This is a genomic window from Corallococcus sp. M7 (assembly GCF_054512695.1).
Window position 1 is genome coordinate 5,864,158 of sequence record NZ_CM137252.1, and the last position, 20,882, is coordinate 5,885,039.

15 protein-coding genes are annotated in these 20,882 nt (G+C 68.8%); 8 read left to right on the forward strand and 7 right to left on the reverse strand.

The features are described 5' to 3' along the window. Positions 1-17: 17 nt before the first annotated feature. On the reverse strand, positions 18-1,295 hold the full coding sequence (locus tag ACX114_RS23405) for an aspartate kinase (RefSeq protein WP_459287953.1): 1,278 nt from the start codon (positions 1,293-1,295) through the stop codon (positions 18-20). Between the two features lie 146 nt (positions 1,296-1,441). On the opposite strand from ACX114_RS23405, the gene hutH reads away from it, so the two are divergent. The 6 genes from hutH to ACX114_RS23435 all read left to right on the forward strand — a co-directional run bounded on the left by hutH (position 1,442) and on the right by ACX114_RS23435 (position 12,554). Further along, positions 1,442-2,968 carry a histidine ammonia-lyase gene (hutH, locus tag ACX114_RS23410; RefSeq protein ID WP_459287955.1) on the forward strand — a complete coding sequence of 509 codons (1,527 nt, stop codon included), beginning with the start codon at positions 1,442-1,444 and terminating at the stop codon, positions 2,966-2,968. Positions 2,969-3,047: 79 nt separating this feature from the next. Further along, positions 3,048-3,947 carry a DUF6310 domain-containing protein gene (locus tag ACX114_RS23415; RefSeq protein WP_459287957.1) on the forward strand — a complete coding sequence of 300 codons (900 nt, stop codon included), beginning with the start codon at positions 3,048-3,050 and terminating at the stop codon, positions 3,945-3,947. Next, positions 3,948-4,697: a DUF5953 family protein gene (locus ACX114_RS23420; RefSeq protein ID WP_459287959.1), complete on the forward strand. Its 750-nt coding sequence runs from the start codon at positions 3,948-3,950 to the stop codon at positions 4,695-4,697. A gap of 221 nt (positions 4,698-4,918) precedes the next feature. Further along, positions 4,919-5,926: a serine hydrolase domain-containing protein gene (locus tag ACX114_RS23425; protein ID WP_459287961.1), complete on the forward strand. Its 1,008-nt coding sequence runs from the start codon at positions 4,919-4,921 to the stop codon at positions 5,924-5,926. A gap of 2 nt (positions 5,927-5,928) precedes the next feature. Beyond that, complete coding sequence (locus ACX114_RS23430; RefSeq protein ID WP_459287963.1) at positions 5,929-7,314, forward strand: serine hydrolase domain-containing protein; 1,386 nt, start codon at positions 5,929-5,931, stop codon at positions 7,312-7,314. Between the two features lie 170 nt (positions 7,315-7,484). Continuing rightward, the gene (locus tag ACX114_RS23435; RefSeq protein ID WP_459287965.1) at positions 7,485-12,554 is read left to right on the forward strand and encodes a tetratricopeptide repeat protein; all 5,070 of its coding nucleotides are present in this window, start codon (positions 7,485-7,487) and stop codon (positions 12,552-12,554) included. Between the two features lie 9 nt (positions 12,555-12,563). Here the strand turns inward: ACX114_RS23435 and ACX114_RS23440 are convergent, their stop codons facing one another. Both ACX114_RS23440 and ACX114_RS23445 read right to left on the reverse strand, forming a co-directional pair. Continuing rightward, positions 12,564-13,301: a competence/damage-inducible protein A gene (locus tag ACX114_RS23440; protein WP_459287967.1), complete on the reverse strand. Its 738-nt coding sequence runs from the start codon at positions 13,299-13,301 to the stop codon at positions 12,564-12,566. Between the two features lie 34 nt (positions 13,302-13,335). Next, positions 13,336-15,033, reverse strand: a complete 1,698-nt coding sequence (locus ACX114_RS23445; protein ID WP_459287969.1) for a hypothetical protein — start codon at positions 15,031-15,033, stop codon at positions 13,336-13,338. Between the two features lie 261 nt (positions 15,034-15,294). On the opposite strand from ACX114_RS23445, the gene ACX114_RS23450 reads away from it, so the two are divergent. Further along, a complete protein-coding gene (locus tag ACX114_RS23450; protein WP_459287971.1) occupies positions 15,295-16,587 on the forward strand; it encodes an AMP-binding protein in 1,293 nt (430 codons plus the stop codon). Here ACX114_RS23450 and tmk read toward each other — a convergent pair. Continuing rightward, positions 16,550-17,206 (reverse strand): dTMP kinase, encoded by a 657-nt coding sequence (gene tmk, locus ACX114_RS23455; protein ID WP_459287973.1) that lies wholly within the window; start codon positions 17,204-17,206, stop codon positions 16,550-16,552. The two genes, ACX114_RS23450 and tmk, sit on opposite strands and share 38 nt — an antisense overlap. Then, complete coding sequence (locus ACX114_RS23460; protein WP_459287975.1) at positions 17,203-17,541, reverse strand: hypothetical protein; 339 nt, start codon at positions 17,539-17,541, stop codon at positions 17,203-17,205. The genes tmk and ACX114_RS23460 overlap by 4 nt, the downstream gene beginning before the upstream one ends. 214 nt (positions 17,542-17,755) lie before the next feature. Between ACX114_RS23460 and ribB the strand changes: the two genes are divergently transcribed. Continuing rightward, on the forward strand, positions 17,756-18,883 hold the full coding sequence (ribB, locus tag ACX114_RS23465; protein ID WP_459287977.1) for a 3,4-dihydroxy-2-butanone-4-phosphate synthase: 1,128 nt from the start codon (positions 17,756-17,758) through the stop codon (positions 18,881-18,883). A gap of 23 nt (positions 18,884-18,906) precedes the next feature. Here ribB and thrC read toward each other — a convergent pair whose 3' ends face one another. Continuing rightward, a complete protein-coding gene (thrC, locus tag ACX114_RS23470; RefSeq protein ID WP_459287978.1) occupies positions 18,907-20,238 on the reverse strand; it encodes a threonine synthase in 1,332 nt (443 codons plus the stop codon). After that, positions 20,235-20,795 carry a hypothetical protein gene (locus tag ACX114_RS23475; RefSeq protein WP_459287980.1) on the reverse strand — a complete coding sequence of 187 codons (561 nt, stop codon included), beginning with the start codon at positions 20,793-20,795 and terminating at the stop codon, positions 20,235-20,237. Before ACX114_RS23475 ends, thrC begins: the two co-directional genes overlap by 4 nt. Between the last annotated feature and the right edge of the window lie 87 nt (positions 20,796-20,882).

Sequence of the window (20,882 nt, forward strand, 5' to 3'; positions counted from 1 at the left end):
CGTGCGCCCGAACCGCTTCAGGCCTTCTGCCCCTTGAGCGCGTCCACTTCCGACACGGTGGGGTTGGCCGTCACGGGGGGCGGCGCGTCCAGCCCGAAGGCCGTGTGCAGCGCGCGCACCGCCAGCTCCGTGTACTTCGTGTGGATCACGCAGGAGGTCTTGATCTCCGACGTGGAGATGAGCTGGATGTTGATGCCCTCCTGGGAGAGCGTCTGGAACATCCGCGCCGCCACGCCCGAGTGGTTGCGCATGCCCACGCCGACGATGGACACCTTGGCGATGGCGTCATCGACCTCGACGCCGGTGGCGCCCACGTCCTGCGCGGCCTGCTTCACGACCTCGTGGACCTTGGCGAAGTCCGACTTGGCGACGGTGAAGGTGACGTCGGTGCGCCCGTCGCGGGACAGGTTCTGCACGATGAGGTCCACCACGATGTGCTTCGCGTCGAGCGCCCCGAAGAGCTTCGCCGCGGCGCCCGGCTGATCCGGCACGCCCACCACGGTGATCTTCGCCTCGTTCCGGTCGTAGGCGACCCCTCGAACCAGCACGTCCTCCATGGATGCGTCCTCCTCGCAGACGAGCGTGCCCGGATCCTCGGTGAAGGAAGACTTCACCCACAGGGGCACCTTGTACTTCATGGCGAATTCGACCGAGCGGATCTGCAGCACCTTGGCGCCCAGGCTGGCCAGCTCCAGCATCTCCTCGTAGGTGATGCGGTCCAGCTTCTTCGCGGCCGGGCACACGTTGGGGTCGGTGGTGTAGACGCCGTCGACGTCCGTATAGATTTCACACGCGTCGGCCTTGAGCGCGGCGGCCAGCGCGACGCCCGTCGTGTCGGACCCGCCGCGGCCGAGCGTGGTGACGCTGCCCGTCTCGTCCACGCCCTGGAAGCCGGCGACGACGACGATCTTCCCCTGCTTCAGCGCGGCGCGGATGGGCTCCGCGTCGATGCTCTTGATACGCGCCTTGGAGAAGGTGCTGTCGGTGACGATGCGCACCTGGTGGCCGAGGAAGCTCACGGCCTTCCCGCCCTGCGCCTGGATGGCCATGGCGACGAGCCCGATGGACACCTGCTCGCCGGTGGCGACGACGACGTCCTGTTCGCGCTCGTCGGGCCGGTCGGTGATCTGCGCCACGAGCTTGAGCAGGCGGTTGGTCTCGCCGGACATGGCGGAGACGACGACCACGACGTCATGGCCGGCCTTCTGGGCGGCGAGGCAGCGGCGCGCGACGTTCTTCATGCGCTCGGTGTCACCCACCGAGGTACCGCCGTACTTCTGGACGATGAGGGCCACGGGACTCACGACCTCCCTGCACGGACGGGCGCAGGCTATATGGGCGCCGGGGCCTGGGTGTAAAGGGCCCTCAACCTGCCTGCCACGAATCCGCTAGCGTTCGTGGCCCAACGACTTTCAAGCCGCATTCCCGGAGTAGCCAGAACATGTCCCGCCCCCGCCTCCTCATCGATGGTGACACCCTGAAGCTGGAGGAGATCCTCCAGGTCTCCCGCCACGAAGTCACGGTGGAGCTCGCCCCCGAAGCCGCGAAGCGGGTGCAGGCGTCTCGTGCCCTGGTGGACCGGGTGGCGGCCGGAGACACGCCGTCCTACGGCATCAACACGGGCTTCGGCACGCTGGCGGAGGTGCGGATCGACCGGAAGGACCTGCGGGACCTGCAGCGAAACCTCATCCTGTCGCACGCCTGTGGCGTGGGAAATCCCCTGCCCCTGCCGGAGGCCCGGGTGCTCCTGCTGCTGAGGGCCAACGTGCTGGCGAAGGGCTTCAGCGGCATCCGGATGGAGACGCTGGGGCTGGCCATCGACATGTTGAACAAGGACGTGGTGCCCGTGGTCCCCGAGCGGGGAAGCGTGGGCGCGTCCGGAGACCTGGCCCCGCTGGCGCACCTGGCGCTGGTGCTGATTGGCGAGGGTGAGGCGTTCTTCGAGGGCGTGCGGATGCCGTCGAAGCAGGCGCTGGAGAAGGCGGGCCTGAAGCCGGTGGTGCTGGAGGCGAAGGAAGGCCTGACGCTGATCAACGGCACGCAGGCGATGTGTGCGGTGGGCACGCTGACGCAGCTGCGGGCGGAGCTGCTGGCGGACGTGGCGGACATCGCGGGAGCGATGACGGTGGAGGGCCTCTTGGGCAGCCACAAGCCGTTCCTGCCGGAGATCCACGCGGTGCGCCCGCACGCGGGCCAGAAGGCGGTGGCGGAGCACCTGCGCCGGATCCTGAAGGGCAGCGAGCTGGTGGAGACGCACGTCAACTGCAGCAAGGTGCAGGACCCGTACAGCCTGCGGTGCATCCCGCAGGTGCACGGCTCGGCGCGAGAGGGATTGGCGTTCGCGCGTCGCATCCTGGAGGTGGAGGTGAACAGCGGAACGGACAACCCGCTGGTGTTCCCGGACACGGGCAACATCATCTCCGGAGGCAACTTCCACGGTCAGCCCATCTCACTGGCGATGGACGTGGTGGCCATGGCGCTGACGCAGCTGTCGAGCATCAGTGAGCGTCGAGTGGAGCAGATGGTGAACCCGAGCCTCTCGGGTCTGCCCGCGTTCCTGGCGAAGAACAGTGGGTTGAACAGCGGGTTCATGATCGCCCAGGTGACCGCAGCGGCCCTGGTGGCCGAGTCGCGAATCCTGAGCCACCCGGCGTCGGTGGACTCCATCCCCTCCTCCGCGGGCCGCGAGGACCACGTGTCCATGGGCATGACAGCGGCGCTGAAGGGCCGTCAGGTCTCGGAGTTCGCGCGTTCGTGTCTGGCGATTGAGCTACTGGTCGCGGCGCAGGCGCTGGACTTCCGTCAGCCGGTGAAGCCCGGCAAGGGCGTGCTGGCGGCGTACGAGCTGATCCGCGGCAAGGTTCCGCACATGGACCGGGACCGCGAGCTGCATCACGACATCTCCGCGGTCACGGCGCTGGTGGAGTCCGGTGCGATTCGTGAGGCGGTGCGGTCGGCGACCGCGTAGTCACCGCCGTGAGGCAGAGTCGGATTGGCTGTTGTCCGACTCTGCTCGCAGTCCGAAGCGTGTGCCCAACGGAGAGGCTGTGACCTTGAAACTCGGAGCACTCGCCACGCTTCTGTTGTTCATGACGGCATGCGCGACACCAGCGGCGCGTGAAAGCCGATCTCCAAGGCGCGCCAACCTCCAGCGAGCAGCAAGCCTGCCGTGGACGGACGAAGGACGGTGCGTCGTCCGAGAATCTGCTCAGCCATGGCCTGTTCTGACGGAGCGGTGCTTTCACGTCCTCGACCAGGATCGTGTCCGGTTCACCGATCGCTCAGGAAGATGCACGGTCGCTTCTGCTGAAGCCGCCACACTGGGAATCGGCCTCTGTGTCCTGGCCGCACCGGAGGTCGTCGTAGGCGCAGTCATCGTCATCGGCGTGGTGGTGGTGGCGGTCGCCATCAAGGAAGCAATGGATGAGGCGGATTGGCCGGAAGCGGCCGAACACCCCATCCCCATGCAGAGGATTGAATCCGACGAGCAGGAAGCCTCAAGAAATCGAAAACCCAGCCCCCAGCCTTCGGGGCAAGACTTGTTTCCGCCATCACCGAATGACCCATTCGAGCGGGATCGCAGGCCAGAGTGCAGACCTGTCTTGGGCCCGCCTCGGGGAGGGAACGATCCGCACAATGAGTGCGCCGACAAGATTCTCGGCAACAGCTTTCCTGGCTTCAACGTGCTCATCAATGGCAAGCACTACGACGCCCTGGTGCTGTCCCGTCGAACGCTGTGGGAGGTCAAGACAGACGATTTCGAGAAGCACTCCCTCCGCTCCCGAAGATTCTTCGTCTCCATGAAGCTGACCGAACTGCAACGCGAAGCCAAGCTCGCCAGAGAGTGTGGCTACGACTTCGTTATTGGAGTGCGCAGCGAAGCGCATCGGGCTGAATTGAAGCTCGCGGATCCATCCCTCCACGTTGTCATGATGGATTGGTGCTGAATGCCCTCCAACCCTATCGAACTGGTAGTGATTGCATATGCACCTGGTTCCCAGAGCAACGACGGCCGCGCACTCACCATCATCCACGGACTGGAGCAAGCACTTCCCGGTCTGCACCTGAAGTGGACCTCTTCAGAGAAAGAGGACCTCATCCCGTTGTCCAACCGCGACGAGTGGGTTGTTGCAAACGGTCTGAGCGGCAAGCTCCCCTTCCTGTGCAATGACGATGACAACAACCTCGTCACCATTTCAGGCTGGGAGAACCCGAACGGACTTGCTTCGGAGGGACCACCGCACTTCGAGGTCCACGCTGATTTCCGGATGGAGGCTTTCAGCCCCATCGACGCAGCGAATGCGTTGGAAGCCATCGCAGTCGGAGCACGAGCACTCTGGGGTCATGCCACGCCATTCAAGGCAGCGGTCGAAATCGCGGAGCAGACGGCCCCGACAATGGCGGGCCCCCCTTCCCCACCGAAAGGACTCCCAGCCCTCAAATTCTCCTGGGACATCTCCTCGCCTGAAATTCCACACCGCCTGGGATGGCTGAACTATTGGTCGGCGGAGTCTGCGAGAGCGATCGGATATCCTGATCCTGCGCGCGACGCGGACCTGCTCTCGCGGACACGACGCACTGAGACGAATGGATGGGTCGTGCAACTCACGGACGCGCCACTTGATCTCGACAAGCCAGCGCACCTGGACGCGCTCCTGAGAGCCTACGATCGATTCCCGAAGATTGGTGGGCGTTGAGGACGCAGGGCCGGCTCTTTGAATCCCCTGGCACTCCAGGGGAGAGCCGATTTCATGCAATCGGCGTCGCCCCCCGACGTACTCAGGATTCGACTGACCGACCATCGACCCCACATCCATTGAGGCACCTCTTGCCTGTGAACCCCTTCAAAGTGACCTGCCAAGGGCTGATTGTCAGCCTCTGCTTCGCGCTTCCTGCGCATGCAGAGGACCTGCTCCCGGTGCAGGTCCAACAGTTCGCCGCGGACACGGATTTCAACGGTGTCGCCCTGGTGGGCAAGGGCTCACATGTTGAGTACGTCGAGACGTTCGGAGTCATGGACGCCGAGTCCGCGAAGCGGATCAAGCGGAACAGCCGCTTCTTCGTGGGGTCGGTGAGCAAGTGGCTGACGTCCATCGTGGTCCTCCGGATGGTGGATGACGGGAAGCTGTCGCTCGACGAGCCCATCCTCACGTACCTCCCGGAGTACCGCGCGGACACGGGGAAACAGATCACCCTGCGTCACCTGATCAGCCATGGCAGCGGCCTGCCCAATGGGCTCATGGACGCAGCCAAGAAGGACCCCAGCATCGAAAAGGAAACGCGTCCCGTGGCCGAAGCCGTGACCCGGTACGCGAGCGGTGACTTGGTGTTCACGCCGGGCTCCCGCTTTGACTACAACATCACCAACTGGATTCTCGTGCAGGCGATCCTGGAGCGTGTTTCCGGAGGCTCCTACGCGGAGCTTGCTCAGCGGCTTGTGTTCAAGCCCTTGCGCATGACGGACAGCGGCATCGCGGCGGGCGAAGCCGGGAAGATTCCCAACCTCGCGTTGGGCTACCGCTCGCTGAAGCCCAAGGCGGAGCGTCGCGTCTACACGCTTCCGAGCTACCTCGTGACCGCTGGCGGCTTCTACAGCACCGCGGATGACCTGCTCCGCCTGAATCACGGAGTGCTCTCGGGGAAGCTCCTGTCGTCGGAGTCCAGGAAGGCACTCCTGACGGTTGAGCGTCCCGAGTCTTCGTACGCCCTGGGTGGACGCGTCCGGACCTTCAAGAACCCACGACTGGTGACCCAGAACGCCGCGACGAACGATGGGACGTGCGGCGCCTATCGCACCGTCTCCTGGCGCATCCTCGAAGATGGCCGCACCGTCATCTTCCTGAGCAACCTACGGCCGGATGACACGAAGCTCTTCGCCTTCACGGAATCGCTCCTGGAGATTCCGAGCGCCCAGCCGGAAAACTGATCATGCCCCTTCACAGATGGAGCTTGCTGCTTGTTTTGGGATGGGCGCAGTGGGCTTGGGCCGCGCCGGACAAGGTGGATGCGTTCCTGCGTGCGGAGATGGCTCGCAATCACATTCCTGGCGCCGCTGTTGCCGTGGTGCGTGACGGCAAGGTCATCAAGCTCGCGGCCTACGGCACGGCGAATCTCGAGTGGAAAGCCCCCGCGAGCACTCGCACTGCATTCCAGATTGCTTCCGGCACCAAGATGTTCACGGCGGTCCTGCTGATGGACTTCGTGGGCCAGGGAAAGCTCCGGCTGGACGACCGTGTCTGTCAGTACATCTCCGAGTGTCCTCCCGCCTGGAAGGACATCACCCTGCTTCATCTCGCCAGTCACACGTCTGGCTTGAAGCCTGGCCCCGTGGACGCGGACAACGCCAGCGTCACGGCCGCGATTGATACGGCGAAGAGGGCTCCGCTTGCGTCAGCTCCTGGCGAGAAGAACGCCTATGGGTCAGACGACTTCGTGCTCCTCACCCATGTCCTGGAGAAGGCCGGCGGCGCGCCCTACGAACAGCTCCTGAGAGACCGCATCTTCACGCCCCTGGGCATGACGAACAGCGGCTTCGACCATGCCACCCTCACCGAGCAGCACGTCGTCCTGACCAGCGACGTCGTCACGGAACGCTCGGCGACCTACCAGTGGAAGACGGATCACCAGCAGCAATACTGGTTCATGTACCCGTATTACACGCTGTCGGCCGGCGGCCTGTTCTCCACCGTGACGGACATGTCTCGATTCGTGTCCGCACTGATGAGCGACAAGCTCTTGAATTCGGACCTGCGCGCCGCCATGTGGACGCCGCCCAAGCTCAACGACGGTAAGGCCAGCGGCTTCGCGGTGGGCTGGACCGTGGGCCAGTACCGGGGACGTCGCGAAGTGGCCCACAGCGGCGGCCCGGCACTCTCCGACACGGTCTACTACCCGGACGACAAGCTGGCCGTGGTGGTGCTGACGAACCAGCGGAAGCTGGTCCCGGCCCTCGCCCACGGCGTGGCGAACTTCTATCTGTCGCCTCCGCCCTTCCTGAACGAGCCCGGCATCACTGACTCCAATCCCGAGCGGACAGAGACCATCAAGGCCCTCGTGCCCGCACTGAGTCAGGGCAAGGCGGAAGCCCGCCACTTCACCGGGACCGCGAAGGACGAGCTCGCGGACATGAACGATTGGTTCCGCATGAAGCTCGGCGGAATGCCTCCGCTGAGCCGGTGGGTCCTCGTGAAGGACTCCACGGACCACCTGTCACGGACCTACCGCGCGGTGTACGGCAAGGACGTGACCCAGCGATGGAAGGTCACGTTCGATGCAACAGGCCTGATCGCGGAAGTGGACGTCACGGACGAGTGAGGCCGGGGGCCTCGCATGTCTTCCTGGGACCGGGCCACCGCCTGTCCGCCTGCCTCCCCTGCACTCAAATCGCCAGGAAAGACGGGAAGTTGAGGGGCCAGCCGAGCGCGTGGTACGAACTCCCGTTCAGTCTCCCCCTCTCAATTTCAAAGTGCCTGGAGCCGGCTTCCATGAGCGAGCGCAATGACGTCACGCGGCCTTCGTCCCCCGCATCGGTGCCTCCCCCCGGGGCTCCCGAGGCTGGCGCGGTCCAGGCACTCGCACAGAACGTGAGCACCCTCCCCGCCCCCGTCCCCCAGGCCAGCGCCGAGGACGATGCCCGCGAGCGCATCGCTTCCATGGAGCGCGAGGCCAAGGCGCTAGCCACCACCGAGCCGCAGACCGCCGCCCTTCTGTTCCATGAGGTCGGTCTGCTCTGGGAAGAGCCTCTCAAGAATCCTCGCAACGCCGCGGTCGCGTTCCAGAACGCCTACAAACTGGCGCCCCGGTTCCTTGCCAACATCCGCGCTGCTCGCCGCCTGTTCGCTGACGTCGGTAACTGGCAGATGGTCGTCCAGCTCATCGACGCGGAACTCTCCGCCTCCGAGGATCCTCGCCAGCAGGCGTCCCTCCTCTTCGAGAAGGGGCAGATCCTCGAGGAGCGCCTGTCTCGCGACAACGACGCCGCGGATGCCCTGCGCCAGGCCCTGGACCGCAAGCCCACCGACGTCACCCTTCTCACCCAGCTCGAGTCCGTCTACGCCTCGCGCAACGACGCGGGCGCGCTGGTGGAGATCTACCGGCTGCTCGCCACCGCCGTCGTCCCTCCGTCCCTTCGCGCCCACTACCTGACCTCCGCGGGCATGCTCCTGGAGGAGCGCCTCAAGCAGAAGGAGGCCGCCGCCGCTGCGTTCCGTGAGGCCTTCGCGCTCGACCGCTCCGACCCGCTGCTCCAGGCCGCCGTCAAGCGCGTCGCCGAGCGCGAGGACCGCACCGATGAGCTCCTCTCCGCCCTCCTCTCCGAGGCCGAGGGCCAGGGCTCCCAGGGCGCTCCCGCGTACCTTCACATCGCCAAGGTCCATGACCGCCTGGGCCGCAAGGACGATGCCCTGTCCGCGCTGCTCGCCGCTCGCCGCGTGAGCCCTCATGAGCCGCTCGTGCTCAGCGCGCTCGCTGGCATCTACGAGACGCAGGGCCGCTTCGAGGAGCTGGCCGACGTGCTGCTCGCGTGGGTCGGTTCCATCAACGACGAGAGCGAGCTCGTCGCCATCAACCTGCGGCTCGCCGCGCTTTACGAGGACGACCTCAAGCGCGACCAGGAGGCCGCTGCCCGCTACCAGGCCATCCTCGCCCGCATCCCCAGCCATGCCGCCGCGCTCGCGGGCCTGGGCAAGCTGTCGTACCGGATGCAGAACTGGGAAGGGCTCGTCGCCGTCTTCGACGCGGAGGTCACCGCCGCCGAGGACGCCAAGGGCAAGGCCGCTCGCATGTACAAGGCGGCCGAGATCCTGGAGGAGCGCCTGAGCCGCCAGGAGGACGCCATTGCTCGCTACAATGCGTGCCTCCAGCTCCAGCCGGGCTACCTCCCCGCGCAGAAGGCCCTCACCCGCCTCTACGAGCGCCAGGGCCGCTTCGCCGAGCTGGTCCAAATGTTCGAGCAGGACCTGCTCCAGACGTCCGACCGCGACCAGGTCATCACCACGCTCAACAAGATGGCGGTCATCTACGAGGACCGCCTCGGGGACCTGGACCACGCCATCGAGTGCATGAAGCGCATCCTCGACCTGGCGTCGGATCACCTGCCCACGCTGCGCAACCTGGCCCGCCTCTACGAGCGCGCCGGACGCTTCCGTGAGCTGCTGGAGACCAACGACCTGGAGGCGTCGTTCGCCGGTGACACCAAGCAGGTGCTGTCGCTGCTCCACCGCAACGCGGAGATCCTCGACGAGAACCTGAAGGACCGCGTGGGCGCCATCACCGCGTATGAGCGCGTGCTCGCGCTGTCGCCTTCGTACCTTCCCGCGCTCAAGGCCCTGGGCCGGCTGTACGCGCAGGACGGCCGGTGGGAGAAGCTCATCGACATGTACCGCGCGGAGTCGGAGATATCTCCCTCCACCGACGCGGCCGCCGCGCTCATCTACAAGATTGGCGAGCTGTACGAGCACCGCCTCAAGCAGGAGAACGAGGCGCTCGCGTCGTACCAGGAGGCGCTGATGCTGGCGCCCAGCTACTTCCCGGCGCTGCGCGCGCTGGCCCGCATCCACCGGGCCCACGGTGCCTGGGAGAGCCTCGTGGAGGTGCTCCGCGCGGACGCCGCCAACCGCACGGATCCGCTGGAGCGCGCCAACGCGATGTACCAGGCCGCCGCCATCTGGGAGGACCAGCTGGGCCGCCCGGAGCTGGCCATCGAGGGCTACCAGGAGGTGCTGCGCCTCACGCCGGGCCATGCCGCCACGCTTCGCGCGCTGGAGCGCCTGTACGTCGCCCAGGACAACGTGAAGGAGCTGGTGTCCATCCTCGACCGCGAGACGCAGGTGGGCCAGACGCCCGCGGCCAAGGTGACCGCGTACCTCAAGCTCGCGCGGCTGTACCTGGACCGCTTCCAGGAGCCGTCCCGCGCCGCGCAGTGCTGCGAGTCCGTGCTGGGCCTGGAGCCCGGTAACCTCACCGCCCTCACGCTGCTGGAGCGCATCCGCGTGTCGGACCGCGTCCGCCGCGCGGAGCTGCGCGCCCGCATCGCCGAGCGCGTCACCGACCCGCGCCTGTCCAGCGCCCTGCGCATCCTGGCCGCCGCGGATCAGGAGAAAGGCCCGCCCTCCGAGCGCACCCTGGAGGTCTACCAGCGCGCCTTCGACGCGGACCCGTCCGACGCGCGCCTCGCCTTCGGCCTGGAGCGCGTGCTGCGCCAGAGCGGTGACACCGCCGCCCTGTCGCGCATGTACGGCATGCGGCTGGCCGTCACCACCGACGCCACCGAGGCGCTCGAGTTGCTCCTGCGCGCCGCCGAGCTGGCGGAGAAGAACCCCGACCAGGAGCAGGCCGCCGCGCTGTACCGGCAGGCGCTGGAGCTCCAGGCGCAGTGCCTCCCCGCGCTCCAGGGCGCCCGCCGCGTGGCGCTGCGCCGGGGCGACTTCGCCACCGCGCGCGCCATGATGGAGACCGAGGCCCGCGCGAGCCGCGACACCAAGAGCTCCATCGAGGGCTTCGTCGCCGCCGCGAAGCTCGCGGCCCAGAAGCTCAATGATCCCGACGGCGCCGCAGCCCTCTACCGCCTGGCGCTGGAGCGCGACCCGCTGCACCCGGGCGCGGCCACCGGCCTGGAGGAGCTGCTCGCGCAGCGCGGTGGTTCCTCCGACCTCGCGGCCCTGCACGAGCGTCGCGCGGAGGCCCGGCTCGCTCAGCGCGACGTGGAGGCCGCCGCGGCGGCTTATGTCACCGCGGCCCGCCTGCACAACGTGGCCCTGGGTGACCGGGCTCGCGCGCTCGCGGTGCTGGAGAAGGCCCTGGCGGCCCGGCCCGGCTTCCCTGACGCGCTGGAGACCCGCGGCCTGCTCCTCCTGGAGGCGCAGCAGTACGCGGAGGCCGCGCAGATGCTCGGCCAGCGCGTGCAGCAGGGTGGCGATCCTCGCGTGCTCGCGCAGCACCACCTGACGCTGGGTGCGCTCTACCAGCAGCACCTCAACGACCCGGGCCGCGCGGCGGCGCACCTCCAGACGGCGCTGGCCACCCTGCCCCGCCACCCGGAGGCGCTGGAGCGGCTGGCCACGGTGTACGCGCAGGGCCGCAACTTCGGCGGCGCGGTGGACTGCCTGCGGCGGCTGTTGGATCAGGACCTGCCCAACGACGCCCGCGCTCGCTTCACCGTGGAGCTGGCGCGCATCCATGAAGAGGGCCTGGGCGATGTCGCCTCCGCCACGGCGCTCTACAAGAAGGCGCTGGAGCTGACGCCGGGCGAGCCCGCGCTGGTGGACCGGCTGGTGGTCCTCTACGAGCGCCAGCGCAACCTGCCGGAGCTGGCGCAGATGCTGGAGGCCCAGGCCGCCGCCACCGCGTCCACGGACGTCAAGCGCGCCGCTGCCCTGCGCATCCGAGTGGCGAGCTTCTACGCCGGCCCGCTGGCGGAGCCTGCTCGCGCCACCGTCATCTACCGGCAGCTCGTGGAGCAGGATCCGCAGAACCTCCAGGCCCGCGCCGCGCTGGCGGACCTGTACGGCCGCGACATGACCAGCTACCCGCTGGCCATCGAGGAGCACCGGCAGATTTTGCGCCAGGACCCCGCTCGCGTGGACAGCCTGCATGCGCTGTTCAAGCTGTGGGATGCCCAGAAGCAGCAGGACAAGGCGTTCGCCGTCGCCGCGGTGCTGACCTTCATGCGCGCCACCAACGAGGTGGAGCAGGCCTTCTACTCGGAGGCCCGCGCGCGCCAGCCGCAGGAGCCGCGTGAGGCGCTGCCCGCCGCGGACGTGGACACCGTCCTCATGCACCCGGCCGCTCGCGGCCCGCTGACGGACCTGCTGCGCGCCATGGGTGAGCACCTGGGCAAGGTGTACCCGCCGCAGTTCGAGATGCTCGGCGTCAACCCGAAGCAGGACAAGCTCAAGCCGGACTCGGCCGTGTTCAAGGCCGTGCGCGCGGTGGCGCAGACGTTCGGCGTGGAGGAGTTCGAGGTCTACCTCGCCCGGCGCGGCCTGTTGCAGCCGGAGACGACGGAGCCCCTGTCCCTGTGCGTGGGCCAGGACGTCGTGCGCCGCTTCAACGCCCGTGAGCAGAAGTTCCTCATCGGCAAGGCGGTGCTGGGCCTGCTCAACAAGACGGCCGTCCTCTCCAAGCTGTCCCAGGGCGAGACGGTGGACCTGTTCGGCAACGCCATCCGCGTCCACGAGCCGCAGTTCAACGGCCTGGGCCGGCGCAACGATGACACGACGAAGCAGCTCAAGAAGGCCTTCAGCCGCAAGGCGATGAAGGCCTCGGAAGGCCCCGCGCAGACGCTGTCCACGCAGCCGAAGATCGACGTCGCGACGGTGGTGGACGCGCTCGGCTTCTCCGCGGACCGCGCGGGCCTGCTCGTCTGCGGCGACCCGTCCGTGGGCCTCACCATGGTGCTGCGCGAGGATCCGAACATCGTGGCCAACCGCCAGGACGGCAGCACCGACGCCATCCTCCAGGCGGTGCGCGAGCGCGCGGACCTGAAGGCCCTGCTGTCGTGGCTGCTGACGGACGACTTCTTCCGCCTGCGTCAGCGCATCGGCCTGGCGCTGTAATCCGCCGCGTTACTCCCGGCGGACCAGCGCGTCCGCCGGGAACCCCGCGAGCAGCCGGCCCACGGCGTCGTCCACGTGGGCCCGCTCCGGGGCCTCCACCGTCACCTTCACGCGGTAGTCCATGGCCGCGTCGAAGACGGGATACGAGCCGATGGCCACGTGGGGCATGTCCAGCGCCACGCGGTCCAGCACGGCGGCCAGGGCGCTCTCGCCCAGGTTGAAGTACAGGTTGACCAGGTGCACCGGCGTGCCGCTCAACCGTGAGAGCACCGTCTCCAGTTGCAGCCGGAAGAGCTGCGGCACCCCGGGCAACAGGAACATGTCCCCCACCGTCAGCACGGGGAACCACATGCCCGGCTGGGCCAGGAGCACCGCGCCCTCGGGCGCGTCCGCCAGGCGCAGGGACTCCGGCGTCACCGGCGACGTGCCCGCGCGGACCTGGATGGCGGATACCATCTCCGGCAGGCGCACCACGGGCCGGCCCAGCGCGAGCGCCACCGCGCGCACCGTGACGTCGTCGTGGGTGGGGCCGATGCCGCCGCTGGTGAAGACGTAGCGGGCCTTGCGCCGGGCGCGGGACACCGCGTCCACGATGGCGTCCACGTCGTCCAGGATGGTCTCCACCGAGACGAGCGGGATGCCCAGCTCCCGCAGCCGCTGGATGAGGTGGGGGCCGTTCTCGTCCTTCACCTTCGCGGTGAGGACCTCGTTGCCAATGATGATCGCCGCCGCGCCGGTCCGCTCCATGGGACCGTGGATTCTACTCCAACGGCCCCCGCCGTCAGTACGGATGGAAGCGGGTCACGAAGGGTACGGCTTCACTCTTCCCCTCCGGGATTCGCGTCCCGGTGACGCGCAGGAAGCCTTGGGCGTCCAGCCGGGCGGCCGTGGGCTGCTCCTCACCGGGCAGGTCCGTGCGGTGCGAGCGGAGGATGCTGGCGCCAGTTGGGGACAGGTGGACGACTCCCAGTCCGGAGGCGCCCTTCGAATCCTGGCTCCAAGTGGCGACCGCGAGGGTTCCATCCGTCAGCACGCCCGCGCCGACGACCGTGTCCCTCACGCCCGTGAGCCCCGCCGTGAAGAAGGTGTAGCCCTCACTGCCGAAGGACGTGTCCTGCCCCGCGCTCGAGGTCAGCCGCGCCACCACGGCCTGGGTGTCTCCGTTGGAGAACACCGCCTTCCCGCCCACCAACCAGCTCCCGTTCGACAGCCGCAGCAAGGTTCGCGGCGTGATGTCCGGCGAGCTGAACGACGATGAGTAGCGGAAGCTGTTGTCCAGGGTGCCGTTGGCGTTGAAGCGGCGCACGACCAGCGTGTCGAGGCTGCCCGTGGAGGTCCCAGCCACGACGACCTTGCCGTCGGGCTCGGCGACGACGCACAGGCCGTCATCCTCGCGGCCCACGTCCGTGGTCGCGACGCCGTCTCCGCTGAAGGTCGTGTCCGGCACCCCGGCCGGCGTCAGGCGGACCACCACCAGGTCCAGGCCGTCGTTGTCGACGGTGCCCGCGCCGACGATGTTGCCATTGGCGTCCACGGTGACCGCGTGCAGGGTGGAGATGCCCGTGGAGAGCTGGAAGGTGCGCACGCCCGTGCCTCCGAACGTGGTGTCCAGGACGCCGGCCGCCGTGTACCTCGCGAGCAGCACGCTCTGATACTTCGGCCCCGCGCAGGTGTTCGTTCCGGAGATGGCCCCGCCCGCGACGACGATGCGTCCATCCGACTGCACGGTGACGGCGTCCACGTAGTCATCGCCCCCGCAGATGTCGCTCACCACCACGCCCTGCGTTCCGAACGTGGCGTCCGGCGTGCCATCCGCGAGAAGGCGCACCACCATCACGTCGCGCTGGCCCGTGGTGCCGGTGGAGCCCACGAGGATCCACTTGCCGTCGGACTGCTCGGCCATGCCGGTGATCTTCACCGCGGGGAGGCCAAGCTCCGGCGCCGCCACGCCTTCCGTTCCGAAGGCACTGTCCAGCGCGGCCGGCGCGGGCTCCACCTTGAGGGTGAGCGGGAACTCGACGCGCTCTCCGCCCCCCACGCCCACCAGCTTGAGAGCGAACTGGCCATAGGCCGCGAACTCATCCGGGACGTAGCCCAGCGGTGTCGAAGCCGTACCTTCGGGGATGACCACCGGCAGCGCCTGGGTGGTGCGCACGTGGGGAGGCAGCCCCTCCACCGAAAGCGAGACCTCTCCCGTGAAGTCCGGATGCCGGAGGACCTGGACCGCGAGCGCGGTCGACGTCGAAGGATTGAAGCGCACCGTCTGCTCGGAGGCCGTCGACAGGGTGAACGCGGGTGGCGTCTCCCCGGCATCCGGCGTGGGCTCGGTGCCGCCGTCCTGCTCCTGCGTGCCCGCGTCGGAGCCGCCATCCGAGGTTCCCGTCCCTGCATCCACCCCCGCATCACGGGTCGGCGTCGGGGAAGGACTCGTGGGCTCATCCGACGAGCCGCAGGCGCCCGCCATCAGGGCGGTCACCATCAGCGCGAGCGCCGAAAGGCTTCGGAGATGGAACGGCGAACGGCGGCCAGGAGCCGGGGAACGAAGGACGATTGGGCGCATACCAGTCAGGAATGAAGGGTGCGCCCCACCTGATAAGTGCCCCCGGTGCCGGTGATAAATGGATCCGGAGATCCATGCTGAAGACCGCGCAGGCGGTGCGTTCTCCAGCGCGGCAGTGGATGTCAGACCCGTGGGCCATCATCCGTTCTAGTCTGACTTTCCTGGCCTGGTGACTTGTTCATGGATGCAGCGGAGAACGGCGAAGACCTCTTCCATTCGACCCTCCACCTCGCGGACCTGCTCTATCCCCATGCGGAGCGGTTGGCGGAGGGCTCATCCGATGAGTGGAGCTTCTCGCAGCTGGACACCCGGGCGCGGGCCCTGGGGACGTGGCTGACGACGCTGAACGCGACCGGCGAACGGGTGCTGCTGCTGTATCCCCCGGGCCTCGAATACGTCGTGGGGTTCATGGGCTGCCAGTACGTGGGCGCCATCGCGGTGCCGTGCCCTCCGCCGGAGCCTTCCCGGTTGGACAGCGCCCTGCATCGACTGCTTGCCATCGCTCGGGATTGCGGCGCGCGCTTCGTGCTGACGACGAGCAGCATCCTGGAGCTGTCCCCTCGCCTCACGTCGGAGGCACCGGAGCTGGGTGGGCTCCACTGGGTGGCCACGGACATGGTGCCGACGTCGCTCGCGGAGGACTGGACGCCTCCAGCGCGGGCGCAGGCGGCCCCGCCTCCCGTGTCCATGGACGTGCCGCTGCTCGACACGGACGAACGGTCCATGCGGCTTCACGAGTCGCACGACCCGACTCCGTTGGATGACTCGCGCTGCCTCGCGACGCAGTTCCGCGCGCAGGTGGCTCGCACGCCGGACGCGGTCGCGGTGGCGGCGGAAGAGGAAACGCTCACCTACGCGCAGCTGGACGCGGCCAGCGACGCGCTGGCGTGGCACCTGCGCGAGCATGGCGTCGCGCGGGACGTGCGCGTGGGTCTGTGCGTGGAGCGCTCCACCCGCCTGGTGGTGGCGATGCTGGGCATCCTCAAGGCAGGCGGCGCGTTCGTGCCGCTGGATCCGGATTGTCCGCGGGAACAGCTGGCCGAGCTGCTGGAGGATTCACGGGCGCGGGTGCTCGTCACGGAGTCCCGCCTGGCCCCGTGCCTGCCGGCGGACGGCGTGTGCACCGTCCTGCTGGACTCGGAGGACGCGTTCGAGCTGGACGTGCTGGGGCCTCCGCGCGCGGGCACGACGCTGGACGCCCCTGCCTACGTCCTCTACCCGTCCGGTGCCTCCGGCAGCCCCAGGGGCATGGTGGTGTCGCACCGGAGCGTGGCGGACTTCTTCAGCGCCATGGACGCACGGGTGGGCGCGGCGCCCGTGGGCACGTGGCTCTCCGTCAGCAGCATTTCCTGCGACAGCTCCGTGCTGGAGCTGTTGTGGACGCTCGTCCGCGGCTTCCGCGTCGGAGGAGCGCCCCAGCCTCGACAGCCGGGGCTCAGCGCTTGCGCGCGAGCAACCGCCGCACTTCCTTGAGGCACGCGTCCGTCACGCCCTCCACGGACAGCTCACCGTCGATGTGCACGATGCGCTCGCGCTTCGCTCGCAGCGTGATGGCCTTGAGGTACTGCTTCGCGATCCGCCGCTGGGCCTCGTCCGCTTCGAACAGCTCCGCGGGGCCTCCGCGCACGGCCCGGCGCTTCGCCGCGACCTTCGGATCCACGCCCACGAACAACGTCAGGTCCGGCGACACCGCGTGCGCGTTCACCGTGTCCACCCACGTCATGGGCAGGCTCGCGCCCTGGTACGCCAGCGAGGACAGCACGTAGCGGTCGCACAGCACCACCTTGCCCTCCTCCAGCGCCGGCAACACCCGCGCGTGCAGGTGGTCCGTCCGGTCCGCCGCGAACAGCAGCGCCAGGGTCTCCTGCGCCAGCGGCCCACGGCCGTGCGGCAACCCCAGGCGGCCCGTGAGCGCTTGGCGCAGCATCGTTCCCACCGGACCATCGGACGGCTCGCGCGTCGTCACCACCGCGTGCCCGTCCGCCCTCAGCACGGACGCCAGGCGCTCCGTCTGCGTGGTGGTGCCCGCTCCGTCCAGGCCCTCCAACACGATGAATCGCCCCGGCAGGGCGACCTTCCTGGCGGCGCTCACCGGGGAAGGAGCGCGGCGGGGTTGTCCAGGTGCAGCTCGCGGCGCAGCGCGAGCAGCGCCTCGTAGCGTTGCAGCTCCTCCGTCAGCACCGCGCGGCCCTTGCGGTAGCTGAGGAAGCCGTACGCCAGCAGGCCCAGCGCCACGAGCGTGGCACCCCAGGCGAGCAGCGGCGTGCGCAACGAGTCGTAGAACAGCTTCCCCGCCGCCCCTGAAATCAACATGAAGGCGATGAGGGAAACACCCGCGTGGGTGAAGTGGGTGGTGCTCTGCCGGGTCGACAGGCTCTCCTGCAACTGGTCGAACCGGGCCCGCTTGTCCTGGATGTCTGCGCTCACGGAGCCGAGCACCCTACATCACGTGCCCCAGCCCGTCGAGTCGGCCGCCAGTCAGCACCCACCTACACGGACGCGCAGTCCCAGCTTCCGCTCATCCCAGCCATTGAACGGACGCACGCTCGCTCCCCGGGCATGGCTTGCCACCCCACCCCCCTCGCGTTACATGCCGCGAACCATGCCTCTCCACGTCGTCAGCAGGATGAGTTCCCCCGACATGAGCCGTGACTCCGAGTTGAACACCATCGAGGAGGCCATCCGCGACATCCAGGCCGGCAAGTGCGTCATCGTCGCCGACGACGAGGACCGCGAGAACGAAGGCGACCTCATCATGGCCGCCGAGCTCGCCACCCCGGAGATGCTGGCGTTCATGGTCCGCCACACCAGCGGCATCATCTGCCAGCCCATGCTCGCCGAGCGGCTGGACGCGCTGCGCCTGCCCCAGATGGTGGCGGAGAACACCGAGTCCCACCGGACGGCCTTCACCGTCTCCGTGGACTTCCGCCACGGCACCACCACCGGCGTCTCCGCCAGCGACCGCACCAAGACCATCCGCGCGCTCGCCGATCCGAACAGCACCGCGGACGACTTCCTGCGCCCCGGCCACATCTTCCCGCTGCGCTACCGCGAAGGCGGCGTGCTGCGCCGCGCGGGCCACACCGAGGCGGCCGTGGACCTGGCGCGGCTCGCCGGCCTGCAGCCGTCCGGCATCCTCTGCGAGCTGGTGAAGGACGACGGCACCATGCAGCGCATGCCGGACCTGAAGCAGTTCGCCCGCGAGCACAACCTCAAGCTCGTCACCATCGCGGACCTCATCGAGTACCGCAGCCGCAAGGACCGCCTGGTGCGCCGGGAGTCCGGCCAGAGCGTCGTGCGCACCCGGCACGGTGAGTTCACCGCCCTCACGTACACGTGGACGCCGGACGGCGCGAAGTCCCTGGTCCTGGTGAAGGGCGACCCGTCGAAGACCCAGCCCGCCCCGCTGGTGCGCCTGCACGGCGCCTGCGCCCTGGGTGACGTGTTCGGCTCGCCGGACTGCAAGTGCAACCTGCTGCTGGACCGCGCGATGGAGACCGTGGCGCGCGAGGGCACGGGCGTCATCGTCTACCTGCCCGGCATGCACGGCAACGACTTCGGCATCCACCACAAGCGCGCGGGCGACGGCAGCAACGCGTCCGTCAGCCGCGCGGCCAACGAGTCGCGCGACGTGGGCATGGGCTGCCAGATCCTCACGGACCTGGGTGTGAGCACCATGCGAGTCATGTCCAACACGGACATGACCTACCGGGGCCTCTCCGGCTTCGGCCTCACCATCGAGTCGCGCCTGCCGCTCGAAGTCGAGTAGCGCGACCCCGGAGGCGCGAGGCTTCAGCCCAGGTCCTTCAGGGCCTCGCGCACCGCGGAGAGGTCCGCGGGCAGTTCCACCGGCGGGTTCGCGTGCGCGGCCTTCACGTCGCTCAGCGTCTGCCGGTGGTAGCCCACCTTGAAGTCCGCAAACTTCAGCCCGTGCGCGGTGGCCACCACCGCGACGCTCGCACCCTTCGCCATCACGCCCGACGCGGCCAGCTTCTCCACCGCCGCCAGCGCGACGCCCGTCTGGGGACAGGCGAAGGTGCCCTCACGGTCCGCCCGGGCCGCGGCGTTGGCCAGTTCCGACTCCGTCGCCTCCTCCACCACGCCGTCGAACGCGCGCAGCATCCGCACCGCGCGGCGGAAGGACACCGGATTGCCAATCTGGATGGCGGACGCGAGCGTCGCTCCCGCCTGCATGGGCACCAGCTCCTGGAAACCACCCCGGAAGGCGCGCGCCAGGGGGTTCGCCCGCTGCGCCTGCGCCACCGCGATGCGTGGCCGGCGCGTGATCAGCCCCAGGTTGAAGAGCAGATCCAGTCCCCGGCCCAGGGCGCTCGCGTTGCCCAGGTTGCCGCCCGGGATGACGATCCAATCCGGCGGCTCCCAGCCCAGGTCCTGGCACAGCTCGATGGCGATCATCTTCTGGCCCTCGATGCGCAGTGAGTTCATCGAGTTCGCCAGGTACAACCCCGTGTCCGCCGTCACCGCCTGCACCAGCTTCATGCAGCCGTCGAAGTCCGTGTCCAGGGACAGCACGCGCGCCCCGTTGGCGATGGGCTGCACCAGTTGCGCGAGCGACACCTTGTTCTTCGGCAGGAACACCACCGCCGGGATGCCCGCCGCCGCGGCGTACGCGGACAGCGCCGCGGACGTGTCGCCCGTGGACGCGCACGCCACCGCGCGGATGGGCGTGCCGCGCGAGCGCAGGTGCTTCACCGCGGACACCAGGACCGTCATCCCCCAGTCCTTGAAGCTGCCCGTCGGCGAGACGCCGCACTCCTTCAGCATCAGCGAGCCCAGCCCCAGCTCCGCCGCCATGCGCGGCAGCGGCTTGAGCGGCACGCGCCCTTCTCCCAGCGAGACGATGTCCTCCACCGGCAGCTCGGGCAGCGCCCACTCGCGCTTGCCCCAGACGCCGGAGCCGTCCGGCAGCCGGGACGTCGCGAAGCGGGACTCGAAGCGGCGCTTCCACTCCGCCGCGGGGATGGCGCGCAGGGCGGCCTCGTCGTGGGCCACCTCCAGCAGGCCTTCACAGCGCGGGCAGCGGTAGACGACGTCCCACAGCGAGGCGGTGAAGCCGCAGCCCTCGCTGCACGCGTAGCCCGCCTTCAGCGCTGGAGCCGTCATGCCTCCACCTCCACCTTCGTGCCGCACGCCACGCACGCGCGGCCCGGCCAGGCCGGCACATGGCAGGAGGGACAGGGCACGCGCTCGCCCTCGTCCGCGCGCTTCGCCGTCACGGGCGCCGCCACCCGGACGCGAGGCAGCCGCATGCCGCAGCCATCACACAGGAGGCCCTCCGCCTGGACATGGCGGCAGTAGCGGCACGTCACCGCGCCCACCGGGGCGGCGGTGCGCACGCCGTCGTCCTGCGCGCGGCCCGTGTCCAGGTCCGTCATCTGCGCGACGGGCACATCGCCCGTGACGCCCGAACGGGTCAGCTCCAGGTCGGGCACGGACATCGCCGGCAGGTCCGGCCCCGAGCGCAGCCGCGTCAGGTCCAGCTCCGGCAGCACGGGCGCGTCCACCGGCACGCGGCCTCCCGCGTGGTGCGTCAGCTCCAGCTCCGGCAACGGGGTCACGACCGGCGCGGGGGTGTTCATGAGGCCGGGGAAGCGCTTGCCACAGCCTTCGCACTCTTCGCCTTCCGACTGCACGTGGTCGCAGACCGGGCAGATGATCATGGGCGGGACGTTACCGGTCCCCTCTCCGCTCGGCAACGCGACCCCGGGACGCGGGGAGTGGGCGTGCAGGCGCGCGGCCTGTCGCAC

Bases quoted from the DNA above. Each gene is read 5' to 3' on its own strand.
- ACX114_RS23430 (WP_459287963.1), top strand. From the start codon at position 5,929: ATGCCCCTTCACAGATGGAGCTTGCTGCTTGTTTTGGGATGGGCGCAG.
- ACX114_RS23475 (WP_459287980.1), bottom strand. From the start codon at position 20,795: ATGATCATCTGCCCGGTCTGCGACCACGTGCAGTCGGAAGGCGAAGAG.
- ACX114_RS23420 (WP_459287959.1), top strand. From the start codon at position 3,948: ATGCCCTCCAACCCTATCGAACTGGTAGTGATTGCATATGCACCTGGT.
- ACX114_RS23445 (WP_459287969.1), bottom strand. From the start codon at position 15,033: ATGGTGACCGCCCTGATGGCGGGCGCCTGCGGCTCGTCGGATGAGCCC.
- ACX114_RS23440 (WP_459287967.1), bottom strand. From the start codon at position 13,301: ATGGAGCGGACCGGCGCGGCGGCGATCATCATTGGCAACGAGGTCCTC.
- ACX114_RS23450 (WP_459287971.1), top strand. From the start codon at position 15,295: ATGGATGCAGCGGAGAACGGCGAAGACCTCTTCCATTCGACCCTCCAC.
- ACX114_RS23435 (WP_459287965.1), top strand. From the start codon at position 7,485: ATGAGCGAGCGCAATGACGTCACGCGGCCTTCGTCCCCCGCATCGGTG.
- ribB (WP_459287977.1), top strand. From the start codon at position 17,756: ATGAGCCGTGACTCCGAGTTGAACACCATCGAGGAGGCCATCCGCGAC.
- thrC (WP_459287978.1), bottom strand. From the start codon at position 20,238: ATGACGGCTCCAGCGCTGAAGGCGGGCTACGCGTGCAGCGAGGGCTGC.
- hutH (WP_459287955.1), top strand. From the start codon at position 1,442: ATGTCCCGCCCCCGCCTCCTCATCGATGGTGACACCCTGAAGCTGGAG.